The following is a 20,296-nucleotide window of genomic DNA, read 5'->3' on the forward strand; positions in this document are numbered from 1 at the left end:
CCTCTTATGTATACCGTAGTATACTATTTAGCTTATGCCTGTTCAACTCCCATCCCACACAGATTGCGGTACATAGATTTTGCCATCTACCAGCTTGCGCACCGTTCGCACCAATCCCGCCGCATTGAGGGTGAAACCATCTTCGCTGGAGAAATCCACAAGAACATCGATTTTACCCGAAGCGTGCTCAAGAACGACTTCGGCAGGCCCAGATGCGGCTCGTTCCAATAACCCATCTGCAACAGTTCCCGGCGTCAACGCACAGGAGGCCATGCATTGTGCCCCTGTTACCGCCATCGTCGGGTGTGTATTCCACGGCATGAAATACCTGACTGCAAGTGTGCCCCCGTCCCGAGCAGGGGCAAGTATGCCAAATTTCGGGGTCACGGACTGGGATACATCGCCCATTCCCATCAACAACCCCGCTTCAATCCGAACGGCCTCCATCCGGTCAAAGAACGCGCGATTGCTGTCCAGTTCCTCTGCACTTTCGTATCCGGTAAGACCAAAATCAGAGGCGCGCGCAATGGCCATCGGCATCGCGACGTCCATGCAGGTTAGCTCGATACCCTGCACTGTGTCGCGCAGATGACCAGTGGGCAGGAATGCGCCGGTGGATGAACCCACAACGCCCATGAAACTTAGGTGCACTGGTGCGGCACGCCCCGGCACGCCGGCAATCGCCACATCACCCTGATAGGTCAGCTCACCGCCAGGTGTCGGCACCTTAGCCACCACCTGCGCTCCGGTGTTGACAGCGCGAATGCGGATTTCGGTTTCATCGCCCCGCGGCTCGACCAAACCCATTTCGATTGCTGCAGGGCCGACGCCCGACAGGATGTTCCCGCAGGTGGGTTTGAAATCGACCAGCTTTTCCTCAACCGAAACCTGGGCGAAGAAGTAATCGATATCTGCCCAGTTTTCGTCACTAGCCGACAGCATCGCGACCTTAGTCGTGACCGCCGCGCCGCCGCCTATCCCGTCAATATTCAACGGGTGTCCAGCGCCAACCGCAGCGATCAGAACCTCTGCCAGAGTCTCCCGATCCTCCGGCAGGTCAGAGCGTCGGAAGTAGGGTCCGCGAGATGTGCCACCCCGCATGAAAATGAACGGAATTCCGGTCTGGGTCATGTCGCGCCCCTTCGGGTATCGCGCACGCCTGCGACGGCGGGACTCATTTCAGCGGCCATGGCAGGTCAACCATGTCCTGCAACAAACCCGGCGGAAAATCGCGGTTCAACGCGCCTGCCATGACACACATGAAACCGATGCCACAGGCTGTCAGGATCAGCGTCATCTGCAAGCTGGACCCGGCCCGAACGCGCAGGAACGCAATCAGGAACCCGATCAGCGCGAGGATAAAACCCACAACCCAGGTTGCCGCGATCAGGCTTGCGAACCATGCGAGTGTGGACCACAAGCCATGAGGCGCGCTGGCGTCCTCACCGGCAACTTCCTTGTCGGCAAAGATCGCATCGCCCTCGGGCCGGCGCATCATCTGGATCAGCAGAACGACACAGCAAAATAACGATACATACCCAATCACCAGAGGGATGATCTTGTCGGTCATATTGTAGTCCGGGATCATGTTGGCGTTGATCAAAGCAACGGCCAGATAAGCCATGATCGCCAGCAGGAAGACCAGCGGCGCGCGTTTGCTGCCGGACTGAACCTCGCCCTCGGCCATGATCATCTTGGCCTGACGGATGCCCAGAATGATTGAGACAATCGTGACTACGATCAGAATTATCACAATGGGGCTGAAAACATATTCCATACCCTCGCCAAAGCTTTTGCGGAAACGGAACGAAGCGATCTGGAATGCCTGGTTGGTGAACTTTTCAACCGGGTTCGACAGCACGAAGCCAATTAGAAACGCCGGGCGCGACCAGTCGAAGCGGCGCAGAAAGATGCCGATCAGGCCGATCACGAACAGGGCCAACAGATCTTCGAAATTCTGACCCGACTGGAACGCCGCAAAGCTGATCAGCATGAACAGGAACGGTGCCAGGTAGGTAAATCGGATTGTGGTCAGCTTAGCGATACCGCCTGAAGCCGCGATACACAGAATGGTGCCTACAACATTGGCCAGAGCCAGCAACCAGACGATCGAATACGTGATATCCAGATTGTCTTGCAACATGCTGGGGCCAACCTCGATATCACCTGAACCCAGCAAAGCTACGGCTCCGATGAAGATCGCCATCGACCCGGATCCGGGGATGCCAAACAGTAGCGTTGGCACCAGACCGCCGCCCTCTTTTGCATTGTTCGAGCTTTCCGGCCCGATCACACCACGCACTTCGCCTTTGCCGAAGTTGCTCTTGTCTTTGGTTGTCTGCACGGAATGGCCGTAGGCGATCCAGTCAACAACCGAGCCCCCAAGTCCGGGAATAACACCTACGATCACACCGATGATTGAGCATCGAACCGAAAGCCAGATATTGGCGAACCAGTCCTTGACGCCATCCAGCCATCCGGCCCCCAACGAAGCTCCCTTGGCAATCGACCGATCCTGACGGAGCAGGGAAACGATTTCAGGGACGGCAAAAATGCCCAAGCCGACAATGACCAGCTTCAGGCCATCGGTCAGATAGGGAATGTCATAGGTGGCCATACGCAGCGAGCCACCCGCGTCCGCCTCGCCGATGGTGCCGACCATCAGACCGAGCCCAGCGGCGGCAACGCCTTTCAACGGGATGCGCCCCGCCAAAATAGCCACCATCGAAAGGCCAAGGATGGTGATCATTAGCATCTCGGGAAGGCCGAAGGCCAGAACGATTGGCCGTGCGATCAGAATGAACATGGTCAGGAATGTTGCACCGACCAAACCCCCGAACAGGGATGAGGCAAAGGCAGCAGACAACGCCCGCGCGGCCTCTCCCTTTTTTGCCATCGGGAAGCCGTCAAGCACAGTTGCCTGCGAGGCCGAACTGCCTGGTATCCCCATCAGGACAGAAGCAAACGTGTCAGAGGTCGGCACGACGGCGACCATTCCGATCATCAGCGCCAGACCCAGAATCGGATCCATGCCGAACATGAATGGCAGTAAAAGAGACAGGCCGGCGATACCGCCGAGTCCGGGAAAGACGCCCACGGCTAGCCCCATGACAACGCCGAGCACAAGATAGCCCAAGACAATAGGTTGCAGGATCAGAGCCCACGCATCACCAAGCGCAGGAAGAGCGGTGGCGAAAACCTCCATAGCGGCCGCCTTTCATTCGATTTTTTCAGAATTCAGATGGCACGGCCCTCGTGTGGGAGGGCACGCGCTGTGAAAGGCAGGCTTAGTTCAGCTCAACGCCGTAGGAATCTTTAAGCCAGTTCAGGACATACTGCTTGGCGTTGTCATCCACACTCGTTGCAGTTTGCAGGGCGGCTTTGGAGCCGTCTCCGACAAACACCGGGTACTTGCCAACTCGCTTGGAGGAGATATCGGCAAAATCCGCACGCTCAGTGACAGCTTGGAAGGCTGCTGTGTAAGTGTCGACGACATCCTGCGGGGTATCACCCGGCAAGAAGGCCAGTTTCTGTACCGGGAAACCCGCAACAAAGAAGGCTTTCCACGCATCCCACGCCTCACCGCTGGTTTCACAGCCATCGGTGGCTTCGCAAACCTCTTTGAAGGTCGGGATATCCGGGAACGTCGGGTCGCGCACGATGTTGCCATCCGCGTCCAGCGCACCCCAGGTCATCATCGGAACAGCCTGACCGGCCTCGACCAATGGGGCAGAGCCGCCCAGAAAACCCGATGAGGTCTGATAATCGATGTTGGCCTCACCACGTTCGAACATAAGACGGCCATCACCGCGACCCTTAATGCCGAAGACCGGTTCAACATCCATGCCCAGCATCTGCCACGCCAGTAGCGGTACTAGGTCCAGCCGGGTTGCGCCTTGCGAGCCATAGATAAAGCTGGTGTCCTTCAGCGCATTTGCCGATCCGTCGAATTTCGCACCATCTTCCGCGTTCAGGTAGGCCACGCCCCCGGTGCCCGATGCCATGACAGGAATCCAGTCGTTGTATTCATAACGCACGCGCGGATCGCTCAGAAGATACGGAAACTGGGTTGAACCGGATGTTCCGAACAAAAGCGTGCCATCGTCGTGCTCTTGTTCTTGAAACCAGTTTGCTCCTTTGGTTGAGCCTGCGCCCGGCATGAACTTCACCACAACGGTTGGCTGGCCGGGCAGCGCCTCGGACAGAAGCGGCGCAAAGAAGTTGGCCCATTTGGCCGAACCGCCCGTTTCCGAGAACGGGATGACCCACTCAATGGTCTTGCCCGAGAAATCGACCTCAGCAGCGACAGGCGCGGCCAGCCCGGCGGCAGCGATCAGCCCCACGACGGCGCGACGGGTAAAGTTGGAAATGGTCATTGGTTCCTCCCTGTTGACCAGACAACCACGAAGGCACGCTTGGCACCACCGTGATCGCAAATAGAACTGTGGGGTTGATTCCCCCTCCCATCTGGCAATCATGAAGGGCCAACCTTGCGCGAAACTTGCAGGAGCCCTGATGCGGATTGTCATCGTCGAGGATAACGAGCCACTTGCCAACGCCATTGCGTATCGCCTGCGTGATCGTGGTCATGCGGCTGACGTGCTGACGGATGGCGACGAGGCTGACACCTATCTGGAACAGGAAGGTGCAGACCTGATCGTTCTGGATATCAACTTGCCAGGCCGGTCCGGGCTTGAAATCCTGCAATCCTTGCGCAGTCGCGGAGATGGTGCGCCAGTGATCCTGCTGACCGCCCGGTCAGAGACAAGCGACCGTGTGCTGGGTCTGGATATGGGCGCTGACGATTATCTAGTCAAACCCTTCGAGATGGATGAGTTGGAAGCCCGCATTCGTGCGCTTTCGCGCCGAAAGGACCTCGACTACGGCGCGCGCGAAACCATCGGCGGATTGGAATTCGATCGCTCGGCACGGCAGGTCACCGTTCACGGAGAGGTAATGGACGTGCCACGCCGGGAATTGGCCGTGCTTGAATGCCTGCTTGAACGCCGAGGTAGGATTGTCCCCAAAAGCCAATTGACCGACTATGTCTATGGTATCGGCGCGGACATCGAGGATTCCGCCGTGGAACCCCATGTGTCGCGGTTACGAAAACGGCTTCAGGATCTGGGCATCAGAATCAAAACGGCCCGCGGGCTTGGCTACCTGCTTGAGGTGCAGAAGTGATACCGCAGCGGTCGCTCAGGTTAAGGTTATTCCTGCTGATCCTCACGCCTTTGGTTTTGCTTGCGTTTCTGCTTGGGTTTTGGCGTTTCAACGTTGCTCAGAAAACCGCGCAGGAGCTCTTTGATGAGAGCTTACTATCAGCGGGACTCGCTATTTCACGCGATGTGGCAATCTCGGGCGGCGACGCGTTGTTGCCCTCGACGCGCAGTATGATCCGCGAAGCATCCGGTGGAGAGATATTCTATCACGTGACCGGTCCGGGCGGCAGCTATGTCACTGGCTACGCGTACCCGCCAACATCTGCTGCATCATCGCAACAAGACCCTTACAGTCCACATTTTTTTGAATCTGTGCACCGGGAGGTGCCCGTCCGGGTTCTCAGAATGACCGAGCGCGTCACTTTGGAAAACCTGGTGGGGGACGCGACTGTAACTGTGTGGCAGCTCATGGCCGACCGAAATGCATTTGCCAACCAGTTGTCGCTCCGCGCTGCAATTCTGATGGGCATTTTGTTGACGACGCTTGCCATTGTCGTGTGGTTCGGCGTTGCCCGCGGTCTACGACCGTTGCTCGATTTACAGGAAGCAATCGCGCTGAGATCGCCAGACGACCTCAGCGAAATCAAACGGTCGGTCCCGATCGAAGTACGAGGCATTGTCAAAACCCTGAATCGGCTGTTTGGGCAGGTTGAACACAGCATCAACGCTCATCAAGTGTTTATTTCAGAAGCCGCGCATCAGCTACGAAACCCAGCAGCCGCGGTCCAGTCCATGGCCGAGGCACTGAGAGATGCGAAAACGGATGAGGACAGGGACAAACGCATTGTTGAGCTTGTGGCCGCGGCAAAAAACTCGGCCACGGTGGCGCAACAGTTATTGTCGCTGGAACGACTGCGGCAACCTACGCATCAGGATCAGATGGATGAGATTGATTTCCGCGTAGTCGTGGAAGAGGCTTGTGCAGAGATGGGCGTTCATATCCTCGCAAAAGGGATCGACTTTGAGGTCGCGATGCCGGACACGCCGATCGTGATCTCAGGGGATCGTGTGTTTTTGACTGAGGCCATCAAAAATCTGCTGGACAACGCTGTTAAGCACGGTGGTACAAAATTGAGCCGAATTTCAGTCTTGCTGCACTGTGAGGGCGGGAACGTCAAGCTAACTGTGGCCGATGACGGAACAGGTCTTTCGCCTAACCAAAGCGAAGCCGCGTTCAGTCGGTTTTCGCAGCTCGAGTACTCCGAAGGCAGCGGTTTGGGGTTGTCAATTGTCTCAGCGGTGGCGGAGCGCCATGGAGGAGTGGTCGCGATCAACCAAGTCGAAAAAGGAGCAAGCTTTACGCTTGAGCTTCCCATAGCCGTCTAGTTCGTTTCTATTTCTACTCGGAACCCGAAACCTGTCAAAATCAAAGCGAATTTTTGCGATTGCAGCGAATGACCGATTTCCACCCCAGGTGCCAGGCACGGCGATCTTGATGCGCCTTCACCGGACTTTGAAGCCTTGTGCAGCGAAATGGCGCTTGGTCCCGCACTGCGGTCGCCTTCGAACCGCGTCTCAAATGGCAGGTTTTCGCAACCAACCGATGAATGACAGCGTCGTAACAAAGTGAGAACACCACTGAATGGGTGTTATGTGAAGCGATCTCTGGTTGTGTCATCGCTCATCTGAATCCTCATCGCTCCAGTGTCCAAATTCGTAAATTCCCTGTTTCTTCATACGACGTATAAAAGCAAGGTAGTTAATCACCCGGTCGACCTCATCCATGTCTCCAGTGGCGTATGCGACCGCAATCATTTTGAACTGGGCTTCAGGATCTTCCGCAACTTTTTCGTCACGCCGAGCAGGACTATTTTCGACCCCCAATGAAGCGGTATGTGTTCTGCCTTCTTCGCCCCAGATATCATCTAGATAGGCCTTCACATTGAGCTCAGGATTGTTCTCAGCTAGCTCGCCCACGGCCTCCCATATTGGTTTGAGTCGTTCAAGAATATCTTTTCGACCGTTGGTCATATCTCTTTTCCTCGCAGATTAGTAATTCCATGTAGTTGGCCCGAACGAGATCCCACCACTACTATTAGTGAGAATGCGCGGCGGAGCATTCGCTTGTTCCGGCGCACGTATTGGTTCAACTAGTTGATGAGCCTACTGGGGTGGGTTGTCCTGTTTCGACCATCGCCAGGTCACGAACCAGGTTCCGAGTCTTTTTCGGGTAAGCGCGAACAAACCCGGCGTCACAGGGGATCGTCTCGATTTCTCTTCGGTCCAACGCCCGAGCCAAATGGATCGCTGCGAGCTCAATTTTCTCTGCCATTTGGCCAAGCGTCACATACACCTCTGCAAACGCCTGAATGCTCTCTTCAGTGATGTAGCACCGGTAGTGCTGCGTGTCCGGGTTTCGCGCTTTTATCTGCTTCAGATATCCACCATCCCTCAACCGTCGGATAGAACCGACGCTAATTCTCAGGCGTGCCGCCGCATCCTTAAGCGACAGATCGCCGGAAAACACACGCTCCGATTTTTCCAAGGTCTCAGTGTAGTCGATCAGAATTGCTGCCAATCCGTCAACGTCCGGGTCTCTCGATACACCGGTCAGTCGGCCCGCCACCCGTCACCGGCAACAGCTCTAATTAGTTTAAGCGTTTGAGGATTACCAAACAGACCTTCGAGCCCTTTTTCTTCGAAATGTGTAAGGACATTTTCTGCCCTGCTATCTCCGATATCGCTTGACAACAAAGTGCGAGCCTCATCCCGAGAGATTGGTTCCAGAAAGAGCTCAAGCGGATCATTTCCGTAGGAATCCGCCACAGCTTGCGTACTTGTGGCGCTTCTCCAGTCAGCCACTCGGCAGGAGAGAATGAAGTTTGGAAACCCAGCTTTCTCAAGCGATGCAAGGACGGCGTCGACAGCATCTCCTTCAGCTTGTACTGCCAGTTCATCAAGTGCGTCTATGACGAAGGTTGTCGCGTCACCCAAGAGTTTTGAAGGATCAGGCGATCGGATTAGGCGTCTTGCGTGAACAAATTTGTAGCCAGCCTCTTGTCCGATTTCTTCTAGCAGTGTCGTCTTTCCCATTCCAGCATCGCCCAAGACGAGAATGGGTTTTGTCCGACCTCGGAGATCAGCTTGAGGCAGCTCAAATAATTTGCCATCGGCGTCAATGCCGCTCAGTCGTCGCGCAATGATGCTGTTAGTCATGTTCGTCTTTCAAAAGCGCTTACCGTGCTGAACTAGAAGTTGTTTCACAGTATTAGAAGCTCCAGCGCTGGCCTACAACCAGCGGAATGATCGCCTTACGCAGGGCACCGAGCAATGAGTGCCCTACTAAGAATTCTTGTAGAGCTTACAGCGTTGTTAGATGCTGCATTCTGTAGGTACAGCGAATGGCAGCAATGCGGGCTGCGACCGCGGCATTCCAACATTTTGGCGAATGTCTGGTTTGGGCCGAATGTCACTTTTTGCTATTAGGGAATTTAATGATCGCCAATGGTGGCGATCATCCATCACGCCGCTTTCCTTTCCTGGGCCAGCGGGATTTGGACAAGCCAAACGCCCCTGGCCGTCAGGGTGAAGGCGTGGCCCTCCCCCTCGGGCAACCCCATTAGACAGGACCGTGTCCTCGGCTGCGCCTGCGGGCCGCACCATCCCTGTCGAATAGCATTGCCTCGCCCCCTCCCGCGTTCGCCACGTGGCAGATCAGCAGGAACAGGCAGCTTCGCTGTCTGATCCACAAATCAGCTCTGATTTTCCGAAAGGGAAGTCAGAACAAACCAAACTGCCTGCGGGAGCATAAAATGGGGGCGGCGTGTTAGTTGATGACGCAAAGGTCAAATTCAACTGATGTCCAACGTTGGGGGCGACTTCTGATGTCGAACATTCACTACTTTTCTGGTCCAACTATGACGGTTGGGTCAGGTTCGTGTGACGTTCAACATTATTTAAGTGGCGGACCGAGGAGGATTCGAACCCCCGACCCCTTGATTCGTAGTCAAGTACTCTATCCAGCTGAGCTATCGGTCCGCGTTGGTGAGGCGCTATGTAGACCCACCTCAGGGGACGTGCAAGTCGATTCTTCAAAAATAATTTAAAAAGTCACGTCGCCCTGTGGAAGCCTGATTTCGAAGGTGGTTCCCTCGGGTCCGGTCTCGGTCAGAACCAGATCTCCACCATGTCCACGTACCAGTTCTTGCGAGATGGCCAGCCCAAGACCTGACCCCCCCTTGCGTACACCGCCTTGAAACGGGGTAAAAAGGTTTTCGCGCGCTTTAGGCGGCAGGCCCGGGCCGTTATCCTTGATCTCGACGCACCAATCGTTGTCGTGTTCGCAGCCAGCGATCGTGATCCGGCCCGGCTTACCGGACGCCACCAGCGCCTGACGCGCATTGCGCACAAGGTTCATCATAACGCGGAATATCTGTTCGGGATCTGCTCGGGCGACAAGGTCGTCGGGCACGGCATTGACAATCTCGACACAGGCATCAGCGATAGCGAGCTTCTCGCTGGCTACCACGTCTTCTGCAACGTCCCGCAGGGGCACCATGGTCAGTGTCGGCGCAGGTTCTTCTGCGCGGCCAAAGGCCAACGTGCTTTCACACAGGGACACCGCCCGGGTGATCGAGTTCACCAGCTTCGGCGCCATACGCCGCACAAGCGGGTCGTCGCTGGATTCGATCCGGTCGGTGAACAACTGTGCTGAGGTCAGGATGTTGCGCAGGTCGTGGCTGACCTTGGCCACCGCCCCACCCAGCTGCGCCAGACGTTCGCGCTGTTTCAGGGCCTGTGTCAGCTCGGTCTGCAACTGTTGCAAGGCCTCTTCCGCCTCGCGCAGTTCGGTCACTTTGGAATTGGGTGAGATGATCCCGCGCGCGTCTTCAGGCGCACCGGCATAGCGCTGCATATAACCGACAACGCTTTTGATCGGTTTCACCAGCACAACGCGTACGGCAAGGAACAGGAAAAAGGCGGTAATGATCGAGATGACGAAGGACAGGCCCAGAATGCGCAAACCATAATCAGTCATCGCCATCCGCAGCGGCATGCTGTCGATGGTAACTTCGATCAGCAGCCCCGCGCCCTTGACCGGTTCACCGATGACGCGAATGACTTCGTTTTCCGGGGTAAACAGACGCATTAAGGCGTCCCGGATCAGAACCCAGGCTCCGGCGTCCCGCAGATCATATGTATTGGTTATCGCCTCGGGGATGGGCGAGGACAGCATCAGCTGCCGCACCTCATCGCGCCGCAGCACGACGTTATAGACGCCCGCGTTGGCCAGCAGTTCAGCCTCGAGGTCTTCGGCCAGCATGTCATCCGCCAGCAGGGCGAGAGAAGCGATCTGGGCACGCTCAAGCCGGTTCAGCAGGAAATCTTCTCGAAACCGCGCAATCGAAGGCACAAAGATCAGGATTTCGGCCAACATAACGAAGACCGTCGTCAGGATCAGAAATCGGCCCGACAGCGAGTTCACTAAGCTCTTCCTTTCCGGTCAGGGCATCCAGCGCTGGACGAACCTGACTACTCGTTTAACCGTCTGATTCTCAAACAGCCTTGGCGTGAAATAGGCACCCGCCACCCGTTTGTTAAGCTCTCCGATCGTCGGATACGGCGAAACCATCGCGGCGATCTGCCCCATCTTCAGATTATTGGCCAGTGCCAGCGACCACAAGTTGATCAATTCACCCGCCTGATGACCCACGATTGTGGCCCCTACAGGGCGGCCTTTTACGACCATGACCTTAATGAAGCCTTTCGTCTTACGCTCGGTAATGGCGCGGTCGTTGTGGTGGTAGTCAAAGCGCGCAATCTCGACCTTGTCGCCATGCCGGTCGCGGGCCTGCGCCTCGGTCAGCCCGACCTGCGCCAGTTCCGGGTCTGTATACGTAGACCAGGGGATATGCGCCGTTTTTGCCTTGGACGGGAGGCCGAACAGAGCCGAGCGTATGATGATCCCGGCGTGATACCCGGCCACATGGGTAAATTGCAGCCCGCCCGCCACATCGCCGATGGCATAGACTTTGCGATTTGTTGTGTGCAGCGAGTCGTCGACCTTGATGCCCGTGCGGGTTGGTTCGATACCGGCCGCCTCCAAGTTCAGGCGTTCGGTGTTGGCCTTGCGTCCTGCAGCCACCAGCAGGTGCGAGCCGGTATAGATATCTCCATTCTCGGTCACGACATCGACCAACCCGTTATTCTCACGAATCTGGGCAACCATCGCCTGTTCATGGATCGCGACGCCCTCGGCGCGCAGGGTGTCTAACACGACCTCTGCCGCTTCGGGATCATCCTTGCCCAGCGCCTGCATGCCCTCGATCACCGTCACCTCACAGCCAAGACGGATATGGGCCTGCGCCACCTCAAGACCGATGGGACCGCCACCGATGATCAGCAGATGCTCGGGCTTGTCGCGCAGCTCAAAGATGGTCTCGTTGGTGTAATACTGCACCTGATCCAATCCGGGGATCGGCGGCACCAACGGGGACGACCCAGTGGCAATCACCACACGGCGCGCCGTGATCAGATGATCGCCTGCCTGCACCTGCGTCGGCGAAACAAAGCTGCCATATTCGCGGATCACCTTGACCCCGAAACCTTCGAACCGCTCCTGACTGTCCATCGGTTCGATCTGGGCGATCACGTCTTGGACGTGATCCTTAGCTGCGGCATAATCCACTTGCGGCACCACATCCGCCACACCCATCGCAACGGCGTGGGCCTGACCATAGGCCGTCTTGCCACTGGCAATCAGTGCTTTGGACGGTACACAGCCAAAATTCAGGCAATCGCCGCCCATCTTGTGGCCTTCCAGCAGGATAACGTCAGCGCCCATCTGGCTGGCTCCGGCCGCAACGGACAAGCCACCCGACCCGGCCCCGATCACCAGGATATCGGTTTTCAGTTCTTGCATGTGTTCAGGCGTCCTTTTTGCCCCGCAGGGCTTTGATAACTATCGGCAACGCGGCCAGCACGCACAAGCCCAGGATGGGGCCGATGATGAAGGGTTCCCACAGCAACGAGACATCCGGTGTCTCGCCCCGGTCAAACACACCACCCAACCCGACACCGATCCAAGTGTAGACGATGCCGCCCGGAATGATGCCCAGCGCTGTGGTGATCAGAAAGTTTCGGAACTTTACCCCAACCAGCGCCGGTACCAGATTGGCCACAAAGAACGGTACAACCGGCACAAGGCGCAGCAGGAACAATACCGAGATTTCGTTCTCGCGCAGGCCATCCTTGAGCTTTTTGACAGCGCCTTCCGAAGCCTCAAGCCGTGCGGTCAGGGATTCGCCCAACCCCCAACGTGCAGCCAGAAAGATCGCCGATGCGCCGATGGTGGCTGCAAAGACATTAAAAACGGTTCCGGCAAAAAGGCCGAACAGAAACCCACCGGTCATTGATGCGACGGCCGCGCCGGGCAGCGAAAAAGCGACGATGACAATGTAGATCGCCACAAAAGCGACGGCCATTGACCAATAGTTCGCATCCCGCCACGCCAAAAGGGCCTCGCGGTTGTCACGCAACGTCTCGAACGTCAGATAGTCGCCCAACGTAAAGAATCCCACCGCGGCCACGGCGAGAATCACCAGCAAAGGTATGTGTCGCGCAAGCCCTTTACGCGGGGTCTGGGTCGTTTCGCTCATTAAGCTGTCCGGTTTGGTGCGTTTCATTCTGCCCCCAACATGCGCCGCCCATGCCCTATACAACAGGGTCCTCACGCGGCGTTGATGTAAACGGCAAGGAATGTGAGGGTTTAGGGACGTAAAACCGTTATTTTGAAACCTTTCGCGTGACGCGGTACCAGAATTGTTGCAAAAGGCGTCAAAACCCCCACCTAGGGGTTTGACTTACCCCCCGCTACCCAGTAGAGGACGGGCTTCGAACACTAGGGCCAGGCGAATCCGCGCCGCACCCGACCGCATAGATTGGAGACGGAGCGATGAAACGCACCTATCAGCCTTCGAACCTGGTTCGCAAACGCCGCCACGGTTTCCGCGCGCGCATGGCCACCAAGGCCGGCCGCAAAATCCTGAACGCACGCCGCGCACGCGGCCGCAAATCGCTGAGCGCGTAAACCGCTCACCGATCAGGTTATGAACATGACGCCGCCGGAGGCCCCTGTGGATGGTAAGAACCACCCCGGGGATATGCCCCCGGCGGCGTCCGTTTGCGTGCCTGAAACATTGATCGTTCTCAAGAAACGACCCGATTTCCTGAAAGCCGCACGCGCGTACCGTCAGGGCACATCATCGATGATGGTGCAGGCCCGCAAACGTGCAGCGGACGAGGGCGCAGGGATTCGCGTCGGGTTCACTTGTTCCAAGAAGGTCGGCAATGCCGTGGCCCGCAACCGCGCCAAACGACGTCTACGCGAAGCCGCGCGCGCGGTACTGCGTGTTCAGGGGCAGGACGGTTGGGACTACGTGCTGATTGGCCGCGCCGACGTCACCGCCGCGCGCCCGTTCGAGACCCTGCTGGATGATCTGCGTTACGCCCTGCGCAAAATCCACAGCGCGCGAAAATGACCCTGCTGTCGCATATTCTTGCCCTGCCCGTTCGGGCCTATCGGCTGGTGTTCAGCCCCTGGGTTGGTTTCAACTGCCGTTATCAACCCACATGTTCGGCCTATGCGTTGGAAGCGTTGGAAAAACACGGTGCCATCAAGGGCGCATGGCTGACCGCCCGGCGGATCGGGCGCTGCCATCCTTGGGGCGGCGATGGATATGACCCCGTACCGAACCGCAAGGACGATACCCTTAGGTGACTTCTGGTCAGGCATGGCACGGACTCGTTGCTGAACTGGCCGAGCTGACCCGTCCCCTTGCCCGGTTGCGTCAACTGCTGTAGGGGCAGCGCATGTTTGACGAAGCTGACGATATCCATCCGCTATTTGCCGGCGCGCCCTCGACCACCGAGTTCAAGAAGCTGCGCAAACGCATCGTGCGCCAGACCCGTGAAGCCATCGAGCACTATGGGATGGTGGACCCGTCTGCCCATGACAAGGACGCCAAACCGCCCCGCTGGCTGGTCTGTCTGTCGGGTGGCAAGGACAGCTATACCTTGCTTGCTGTTGTGTATGAGCTGAAATGGCGCGGGTTGCTGCCTGTTGATCTGCTGGCTTGCAATCTGGATCAGGGCCAACCGGGCTTTCCCGCCACCGTCCTGCCTGAGTTTTTGGAACGCATGGGCGTGCCCCACCGCATTGAATACCAAGATACCTATTCCGTCGTTGTGGACAAGGTTCCGCAGGGCCGCACTTTTTGCGCCCTGTGTTCGCGTCTGCGCCGAGGCAACCTGTACCGGATCGCCCGCGAAGAAGGCTGCTCGGCCGTAGTACTGGGCCATCACCGCGACGACATTCTGGAAACGTTTTTCATGAACCTGTTCCACGGCGGACGCCTGGCCACCATGCCGCCGAAACTGGTGAACGAAGAAGGCGATCTTTATGTATTCCGCCCCCTCGCCCACGTAGCTGAGGCCGATTGCGAAAAATTCGCCAACGCGATGAAATATCCTATCATCCCCTGCGATCTTTGTGGCAGCCAGGACGGGCTGCAACGCCAGCAGGTAAAACAAATTCTGGATCAATGGGAAAAGAATAGCCCAGGTCGACGACAGGTTATGTTCCGGGCACTGACCAACGCGCGGCCGTCGCACCTGTTGGACCCGAAACTGTTCGATTTCGCGAACCTTGCGCTAAATCCCGGCAAAAAAGACGAAAATTCGGACGAAATTCCACAATTGCGTTAACGTCTAACTCAGATTGGTTTTCTACGGTTGCCCAATACGTGCTTTGCCAAACGTAAAGGTCTGGAAAACCGATGTGGAAACATATCAAATTCGAACGCACTCTCGAGGCTGTTGCTTCTGTTCTCAGCGGCCCTGCCACGCTAGCCTTTATCCCGGCCATCAGTCTGGCGGCGTTCTGGATGGGCGGCGAGCGGGCGCTGGTAGTCATCACCCTTGTCTTGCCCCTTGTATTCGCAGGAGCAGCTACATTTGATGCCCGCGCCAACCGGCAGTTGCGGCGGCGCAACCCGCCCGGCGGCTTGATGGCCATCGACTGTTTTGCCCGCGAATTGGAAAGCATCTTCAAATCAGCCACGTCCGACGGTTCGAATTCGGCCTGCCTCCTCATTGCGTTAGATGATTATGCGGATTTCCTCGATCTGCACGGCAATGCAGCAGCAAATCACATGACCGACCAGTTCGGCAGTCGTATTCTATCCATTATCCGCACACAGGATATCGCAACCCGGCTAGAGCCCAATAAGATTGCAATCGGCCTGCACCCGTCGCATCAGCTGGATCTTGAAGCTTGTATTCAGATGGCCGGGCGGATTCAGGCCGTCGTGGAAGAGCCCTTTACGCTGAATGGTGCGGGTGTCTACGTGTCCTGTTCAATCGGGTTTAGTCAGTTGACCAGTGTCGCTAAGGATCGATACGAGGGCTGGGTTGACGCGGCTACCGACGCATTGAGTGAGGCGCAAAGAAATGGACCTTCGACCATTCGGGCCTTCTCCAGTGAAACACAGCGCCGTTCTCGTATTCGGGCCAATCTGCGCAAAGATTTTGAGGCCGCGCTGGACAATGGTGAAATCCGTCCCTGGTTTCAACCGCAGATCTCAACCGATACCGGGCGTGTCACGGGGTTCGAGGCATTGGCCCGCTGGGAACATCCACAAAAGGGCGTGCTGAGCCCACAGGTGTTTCTGCCTTTTGCCGAGCAGGCCGAACTGATGGAGAAATTTGGTCAAGCGATGCGGCACCATGCCTTTGCCGCCATGCGCGATTGGGATCGCGCCGGGGTGGTTGTTCCCCGTATCGGCGTGAATTTCTCATCCGATGAGTTGCGCGATCCGGCTCTGATTGATCGCCTGAAATGGGAATTGGACCAGAATGATCTGACCCCAGACAGACTGGCGGTGGAAGTTCTGGAAACCGTGTTCTCTCGCCGTCCCGACGATGTGATTACCCGCAACGTGACCAGCATGGCCAGATTGGGCTGTTGCATCGATCTGGACGATTTCGGCACAGGACATGCCTCGATTGGGTCGATTAAACGGTTTGATGTCACGCGGATCAAAATCGACAGTTCATTTGTCGCCAAGGCGGATCGCGATGCCAGCCAGCAACAACTGGTCAGTGCCATTCTCACGATGGCCGAGCAACTGAATGTCGAAACGCTTGCCGAAGGGGTTGAAACCCAGGGCGAACATGCTCTGATGGCGCAATTGGGCTGCAATCATGTTCAGGGGTTCGGGATCGGCAGGCCGATGCCGTTTGAAAAGACACTGGATTGGATCGCGGCACATCAGAACAAGGTCGCCGGAATGCCGAAGATCGGGCGCAAGACAGGGCTGTGATCGCTGATTTACGCCACAGAAACGCGATCCGTGACGAAATGACGGGCGAATCCGCTTGACCTTTGGGCCTGCACTCTGTTGAACCCACCGGGTGTGTTTCACTGCTTAAGGTGGCTGTCCCCGATGGACGATCAGAACAAGAATCTCATCCTTGCAACCGCGCTCAGCTTTGTCGTGATCCTTGTTTGGTTCGTGCTGTTCCCTCCGCCCGAACAGGCAACCACGCCAGACGCGGTTGAAATTTCCGCCACCGAAGGCAATGAGGTTCAGACGCCCAGCGCCGCAGGCACCGTTGGCGAGGCGACTGCCGCCGCCGAAGAAACCCTGCCCGAAGAGCAAGCCCCGCGGGTTGAAATCGACACCCCCCGCCTGAAAGGCAGCCTGTCGCTGTCGGGCGGTCGGATCGATGAGCTGTTCCTGAAAGACTACAAGGTCTCGATCGAGGAAGGCGCGCCGATTGTCGAGCTGCTGGCTCCGGTGGGGTCGGACTCGGCCTATTATGCCTTGTATGGCTGGGCACCTGGGGCTGGTGTGGCTGGCGCGGATGTGCCCGGCCCGAACACGCTGTGGACCGTCGAGGCCGGCAAGACGCTGGGGGTCGACACGCCGATCACTCTGAAATGGGACAACGACAAAGGGCTGACCTTCCGCCGCATGATCTCGGTGGACGAAAACTATATGTTCACGGTCACCCAATCGGTTGAAAACAACTCGCAGGCCGAAGTTGGCATGGCACCTTATGGCATCCTGGCCCGCCATGGTATTGGCGAGGATGGTGACCTGCCCGGTCTTAAGAACTTTTTCATCCTGCATGAGGGCGTGATCGGTATGGCCGATGGCACGCTGGCCGAGATCGACTATGGCGATGTCCGCGATTTCGACATCGACCCCAACGAACGCGCCCAGGCCGAAGTGTTTCAGGTCAAAGAAGATGGCTGGATCGGTTTCACCGACCACTATTGGATGACCACGCTGATCCCTGAGCCGGGAACTCCGTTCAAGGCCGCCGCGAAATACGACGAACGCCGCAAGATTTATCAGACCGAAACGGTGCTCCCGACCCTGACCGTTGCCCCAGGTGCTACCGAAGAAGTCACCACCCAGTTGTTCGCAGGCGCCAAGGAATGGGAAGCCATCCGCGAATACCAGTCGGAAGGCGTGCAGAAATTTATCGACAGCATTGACTGGGGCTGGTTCTTCTTCCTGACCAAGCCGATCTTCTGGCTGTTACACAATATCAACGCACTTATCGGAAACATGGGCTGGTCCATCATCGGCCTGACCTTGATTATCAAAGCGATCCTGTTCCCGCTGGCGTATAAATCCTACGTCTCGATGGCGAAGATGAAAGAGCTTCAGCCGCAGATGGAGGCCCTGAAAGAGGCCGCGGGCGACGACCGTCAAAAGATGCAGCAGGGCATGATGGAGCTGTACAAGAAGGAAAAGGTGAACCCCGCCGCGGGCTGTTTGCCGATCCTAATGCAGATCCCGATCTTCTTCTCGCTGTATAAAGTGATCTTTGTCACCATCGAACTGCGTCAGGCCCCATGGTTTGGTCCGTTCCAGGACCTCAGCGCGCCGGACCCGACCTCGATCATGAACCTGTTCGGGCTGTTGCCGTGGGCCGGTCCGCAGCCGGACTCGATCGTGGCGCTGGTTTTCATCGGTATCCTACCGCTGTTGCTGGGTATCTCGATGTGGCTGCAGCAAAAGCTGAACCCGGCACCAACCGATCCGACGCAGGCGATGATTTTTGCCTGGATGCCATGGGTGTTCATGTTCATGCTGGGCAGCTTTGCCAGCGGGCTGGTGGTTTACTGGATTGCGAACAACACGATCACGTTCACTCAGCAGTACCTGATCATGCGCACCCAGGGCTATAAGCCGGACGTATTTGGCAACATCAAATCCGGCTTTAAACGCACGCCGAAAACGGACGACAAATGACGGGTGAAGTAGCCCAGCTTTGGCGGCATCCGATCAAAAGCCATGGTCGTGAAGCCGTCGAAACCGTAAATGTGATCCCCGGGCAGACCATGCCCGGGGATCGCGTTTGGGCGGTCGCGCATGAGGCGTCCAAAGCGGACGGTTCAGAATGGGCCCCCTGCGCCAATTTCAGCCGCTGTGCGAAGGCGCCGCAGTTGATGGCAATCTCTGCGCAATCAAGCGGCGAAATACTAACCTTATCTCACCCGGATCGCCCGGATCTGACCTTTGTCCCGGACGAGGAGCAACAAGCGTTTCTGGATTGGGTTCAACCCCTGATGCCCACCGACCGGGCAGCCTCGGCCAGGATCGTTAGGGTTCCGGGGCGGGGGATGACCGACAGTGATTTCCCTTCGATCAGCCTGTGCAACCTGGCCTCGCATCGTGCTGTCGGACAAAAGCTGGGACAGGACCTGTCAATCCATCGCTGGCGCGGTAATATCTGGCTGACTGACATGCGGCTGTGGGAAGAGTTCGAATGGATAGGACGCGAGGTTCAGATTGGCGAGGCCGTGTTCCGTGTACGTGAACGGATCACGCGGTGTCTGGCCACAACCGCCAATCCAGAAACAGGCATGCGCGACGCAGACACGTTGGGCACGCTCGAAACTTGGGGCCATCAGGAATTTGGCGTTTATACCGAGGTTCTGAAAGGCGGCGCAATTTCGGTTGGCGATAAGGTAGAATTGCTATGAGCACCCTCCCCTTTCCTCTGGTCGAAGATCCCGATGAATTCGCGCTGGAGCGTGGGCGCAAACTGTTCGCAGGCGAGTCCGAGTTCGTCAAAGGTGTGGTTGCCATGAACGGCCTGCCCGCCCCCGACCGGCTTGAGGTCTGCTTTGCCGGCCGTTCAAATGTGGGTAAATCCAGCCTGATCAACGCACTGACAGGTACCAAGGGATTGGCGCGTGCATCGAACACTCCGGGCCGCACGCAAGAGATTAACTTTTTCACCCAAGGCCCCGAGCTGTATCTAGTCGACCTGCCCGGCTATGGCTACGCTAATGCGCCAGTGAAGGTCGTGGAAAAGTGGCAGCGGCTGCTGAAACAGTACCTGAGCGGCCGTCAAACCCTGCGCCGGGCCTTTGTCCTGATTGACGCACGCCACGGGGTAAAGCCGGTGGATGCCGAGATCATGAAGCTGCTGGACACCAGTGCCGTAACTTTTCAATGCGTCATGACCAAGGCGGACAAGGTAAAAGCCAATGACCGCGAAAAGGTTTTGGATCAGGTGCGCGGCGCCTTGTCTAAACATCCGGCGGCCTTTCCTGAAATCGTGCTGACCTCGTCCGAAAAAGGCGATGGCATTCCGACCCTGCGGTCAATCATCGCGCATTTGGAATGAATCTGCCTGTCCGTTTCTTTACTCTGCTGACCACGCTGGCGCTGTTGCTGACCGGTGTGTTCCCACAGGGCTGGATGCCGGCGATGGGCAATGATGGCAAGGTGCTTCTGGTGCTGTGCACCAGCGACGGCATGGTCGAACAATGGGTTGATCTTGAACCCCGTGGCCCCATGCATGACGACACCGATAACCGTCCCCTGTGCCCCTTCGTGGGTCTGACTGCAGATGTCGACCTGCCTACAATTGAGTCTATTATACCGTTTACGGCCTCGATCCAGCCGCGCTGGGTTCATCGTGACTTTACCCACCGTAACGCTGGATTCTACGCCCGCTATGATGCGCGGGCACCGCCGTTCTTCTTCTGATTCACCTCAACATCTGAGAACTTGCGCAGGCACTGCGCGGGGCAATTTTCGAATCCG

Annotated in this window: 20 protein-coding genes and 1 tRNA gene; 11 read left to right on the forward strand and 10 right to left on the reverse strand. The window is 57.1% G+C overall.

Annotated features, from left to right (window positions below):
* Positions 1-42: 42 nt before the first annotated feature.
* From RUE5091_RS18665 to RUE5091_RS18675, 3 genes are all read right to left on the reverse strand, one after another.
* Positions 43-1,131, reverse strand: a complete 1,089-nt coding sequence (locus RUE5091_RS18665; RefSeq protein ID WP_058283468.1) for a 4-oxalomesaconate tautomerase — start codon at positions 1,129-1,131, stop codon at positions 43-45.
* Positions 1,132-1,174: 43 nt separating this feature from the next.
* Positions 1,175-3,205 carry a tripartite tricarboxylate transporter permease gene (locus RUE5091_RS18670; RefSeq protein WP_058283469.1) on the reverse strand — a complete coding sequence of 677 codons (2,031 nt, stop codon included), beginning with the start codon at positions 3,203-3,205 and terminating at the stop codon, positions 1,175-1,177.
* 82 nt (positions 3,206-3,287) lie between these two features.
* Positions 3,288-4,376 carry a type 2 periplasmic-binding domain-containing protein gene (locus tag RUE5091_RS18675; protein ID WP_058283470.1) on the reverse strand — a complete coding sequence of 363 codons (1,089 nt, stop codon included), beginning with the start codon at positions 4,374-4,376 and terminating at the stop codon, positions 3,288-3,290.
* Positions 4,377-4,515: 139 nt separating this feature from the next.
* Here RUE5091_RS18675 and RUE5091_RS18680 point away from each other — a divergent pair, with 139 nt between their 5' ends.
* A complete protein-coding gene (locus tag RUE5091_RS18680; protein WP_058283521.1) occupies positions 4,516-5,184 on the forward strand; it encodes a response regulator transcription factor in 669 nt (222 codons plus the stop codon).
* Positions 5,181-6,548 (forward strand): sensor histidine kinase, encoded by a 1,368-nt coding sequence (locus RUE5091_RS18685; protein WP_243470818.1) that lies wholly within the window; start codon positions 5,181-5,183, stop codon positions 6,546-6,548. The genes RUE5091_RS18680 and RUE5091_RS18685 overlap by 4 nt, the downstream gene beginning before the upstream one ends.
* Positions 6,549-6,836: 288 nt before the next feature.
* On the opposite strand, the gene RUE5091_RS18695 is transcribed toward RUE5091_RS18685, so the two are convergent.
* The 7 genes from RUE5091_RS18695 to RUE5091_RS18725 all read right to left on the reverse strand — a co-directional run bounded on the left by RUE5091_RS18695 (position 6,837) and on the right by RUE5091_RS18725 (position 12,820).
* Entirely contained in the window at positions 6,837-7,193 is a 357-nt protein-coding gene (locus tag RUE5091_RS18695) for a hypothetical protein (RefSeq protein WP_058283472.1), read from the reverse strand.
* 115 nt (positions 7,194-7,308) lie between these two features.
* Entirely contained in the window at positions 7,309-7,740 is a 432-nt protein-coding gene (locus RUE5091_RS18700) for a helix-turn-helix domain-containing protein (protein ID WP_131726338.1), read from the reverse strand.
* Positions 7,741-7,772: 32 nt separating this feature from the next.
* Positions 7,773-8,378: a hypothetical protein gene (locus tag RUE5091_RS18705; RefSeq protein ID WP_058283474.1), complete on the reverse strand. Its 606-nt coding sequence runs from the start codon at positions 8,376-8,378 to the stop codon at positions 7,773-7,775.
* A 745-nt stretch (positions 8,379-9,123) separates the two neighbouring features.
* A tRNA-Arg gene (locus tag RUE5091_RS18710) sits at positions 9,124-9,200 on the reverse strand.
* A 64-nt stretch (positions 9,201-9,264) separates the two neighbouring features.
* Entirely contained in the window at positions 9,265-10,647 is a 1,383-nt protein-coding gene (locus RUE5091_RS18715) for an ATP-binding protein (RefSeq protein ID WP_058283475.1), read from the reverse strand.
* Positions 10,648-10,665: 18 nt separating this feature from the next.
* The gene (locus tag RUE5091_RS18720; protein ID WP_058283476.1) at positions 10,666-12,084 is read right to left on the reverse strand and encodes a dihydrolipoyl dehydrogenase family protein; all 1,419 of its coding nucleotides are present in this window, start codon (positions 12,082-12,084) and stop codon (positions 10,666-10,668) included.
* A 4-nt stretch (positions 12,085-12,088) separates the two neighbouring features.
* Positions 12,089-12,820 carry a TVP38/TMEM64 family protein gene (locus tag RUE5091_RS18725; protein ID WP_207383750.1) on the reverse strand — a complete coding sequence of 244 codons (732 nt, stop codon included), beginning with the start codon at positions 12,818-12,820 and terminating at the stop codon, positions 12,089-12,091.
* A 296-nt stretch (positions 12,821-13,116) separates the two neighbouring features.
* On the opposite strand from RUE5091_RS18725, the gene rpmH reads away from it, so the two are divergent.
* The 9 genes from rpmH to RUE5091_RS18770 all read left to right on the forward strand — a co-directional run bounded on the left by rpmH (position 13,117) and on the right by RUE5091_RS18770 (position 20,239).
* Positions 13,117-13,251, forward strand: coding sequence for a 50S ribosomal protein L34 (rpmH, locus tag RUE5091_RS18730; protein WP_005980833.1), 135 nt, complete (start codon positions 13,117-13,119; stop codon positions 13,249-13,251).
* Between the two features lie 25 nt (positions 13,252-13,276).
* Complete coding sequence (rnpA, locus tag RUE5091_RS18735) at positions 13,277-13,702, forward strand: ribonuclease P protein component (protein ID WP_058283523.1); 426 nt, start codon at positions 13,277-13,279, stop codon at positions 13,700-13,702.
* Positions 13,699-13,941, forward strand: coding sequence for a membrane protein insertion efficiency factor YidD (gene yidD, locus RUE5091_RS18740; protein ID WP_058283478.1), 243 nt, complete (start codon positions 13,699-13,701; stop codon positions 13,939-13,941). The genes rnpA and yidD overlap by 4 nt, the downstream gene beginning before the upstream one ends.
* 92 nt (positions 13,942-14,033) lie before the next feature.
* Complete coding sequence (gene ttcA, locus RUE5091_RS18745) at positions 14,034-14,927, forward strand: tRNA 2-thiocytidine(32) synthetase TtcA (protein ID WP_058283479.1); 894 nt, start codon at positions 14,034-14,036, stop codon at positions 14,925-14,927.
* 71 nt (positions 14,928-14,998) lie between these two features.
* Entirely contained in the window at positions 14,999-16,543 is a 1,545-nt protein-coding gene (locus RUE5091_RS18750) for a putative bifunctional diguanylate cyclase/phosphodiesterase (RefSeq protein ID WP_058283480.1), read from the forward strand.
* A gap of 123 nt (positions 16,544-16,666) precedes the next feature.
* On the forward strand, positions 16,667-18,490 hold the full coding sequence (yidC, locus tag RUE5091_RS18755; protein ID WP_058283481.1) for a membrane protein insertase YidC: 1,824 nt from the start codon (positions 16,667-16,669) through the stop codon (positions 18,488-18,490).
* Complete coding sequence (locus tag RUE5091_RS18760; RefSeq protein WP_058283482.1) at positions 18,487-19,224, forward strand: MOSC domain-containing protein; 738 nt, start codon at positions 18,487-18,489, stop codon at positions 19,222-19,224. The genes yidC and RUE5091_RS18760 overlap by 4 nt, the downstream gene beginning before the upstream one ends.
* Positions 19,221-19,874: a ribosome biogenesis GTP-binding protein YihA/YsxC gene (yihA, locus tag RUE5091_RS18765; RefSeq protein ID WP_058283483.1), complete on the forward strand. Its 654-nt coding sequence runs from the start codon at positions 19,221-19,223 to the stop codon at positions 19,872-19,874. The genes RUE5091_RS18760 and yihA overlap by 4 nt, the downstream gene beginning before the upstream one ends.
* Positions 19,871-20,239, forward strand: a complete 369-nt coding sequence (locus RUE5091_RS18770; protein WP_058283484.1) for a DUF2946 family protein — start codon at positions 19,871-19,873, stop codon at positions 20,237-20,239. The genes yihA and RUE5091_RS18770 overlap by 4 nt, the downstream gene beginning before the upstream one ends.
* Positions 20,240-20,296: the final 57 nt, after the last annotated feature.

The sequence above is a fragment of the Ruegeria denitrificans genome, assembly GCF_001458295.1.
Lineage (GTDB): Bacteria > Pseudomonadota > Alphaproteobacteria > Rhodobacterales > Rhodobacteraceae > Ruegeria > Ruegeria denitrificans.

Bases quoted from the DNA above. Each gene is read 5' to 3' on its own strand.
- ttcA (WP_058283479.1), top strand. From the start codon at position 14,034: ATGTTTGACGAAGCTGACGATATCCATCCGCTATTTGCCGGCGCGCCC.
- RUE5091_RS18770 (WP_058283484.1), top strand. From the start codon at position 19,871: ATGAATCTGCCTGTCCGTTTCTTTACTCTGCTGACCACGCTGGCGCTG.
- RUE5091_RS18680 (WP_058283521.1), top strand. From the start codon at position 4,516: ATGCGGATTGTCATCGTCGAGGATAACGAGCCACTTGCCAACGCCATT.
- yidC (WP_058283481.1), top strand. From the start codon at position 16,667: ATGGACGATCAGAACAAGAATCTCATCCTTGCAACCGCGCTCAGCTTT.
- RUE5091_RS18760 (WP_058283482.1), top strand. From the start codon at position 18,487: ATGACGGGTGAAGTAGCCCAGCTTTGGCGGCATCCGATCAAAAGCCAT.
- RUE5091_RS18665 (WP_058283468.1), bottom strand. From the start codon at position 1,131: ATGACCCAGACCGGAATTCCGTTCATTTTCATGCGGGGTGGCACATCT.
- rpmH (WP_005980833.1), top strand. From the start codon at position 13,117: ATGAAACGCACCTATCAGCCTTCGAACCTGGTTCGCAAACGCCGCCAC.
- RUE5091_RS18720 (WP_058283476.1), bottom strand. From the start codon at position 12,084: ATGCAAGAACTGAAAACCGATATCCTGGTGATCGGGGCCGGGTCGGGT.
- yihA (WP_058283483.1), top strand. From the start codon at position 19,221: ATGAGCACCCTCCCCTTTCCTCTGGTCGAAGATCCCGATGAATTCGCG.
- RUE5091_RS18705 (WP_058283474.1), bottom strand. From the start codon at position 8,378: ATGACTAACAGCATCATTGCGCGACGACTGAGCGGCATTGACGCCGAT.
- RUE5091_RS18670 (WP_058283469.1), bottom strand. From the start codon at position 3,205: ATGGAGGTTTTCGCCACCGCTCTTCCTGCGCTTGGTGATGCGTGGGCT.
- rnpA (WP_058283523.1), top strand. From the start codon at position 13,277: ATGACGCCGCCGGAGGCCCCTGTGGATGGTAAGAACCACCCCGGGGAT.
- RUE5091_RS18725 (WP_207383750.1), bottom strand. From the start codon at position 12,820: ATGAGCGAAACGACCCAGACCCCGCGTAAAGGGCTTGCGCGACACATA.
- RUE5091_RS18750 (WP_058283480.1), top strand. From the start codon at position 14,999: ATGTGGAAACATATCAAATTCGAACGCACTCTCGAGGCTGTTGCTTCT.
- yidD (WP_058283478.1), top strand. From the start codon at position 13,699: ATGACCCTGCTGTCGCATATTCTTGCCCTGCCCGTTCGGGCCTATCGG.
- RUE5091_RS18695 (WP_058283472.1), bottom strand. From the start codon at position 7,193: ATGACCAACGGTCGAAAAGATATTCTTGAACGACTCAAACCAATATGG.
- RUE5091_RS18675 (WP_058283470.1), bottom strand. From the start codon at position 4,376: ATGACCATTTCCAACTTTACCCGTCGCGCCGTCGTGGGGCTGATCGCT.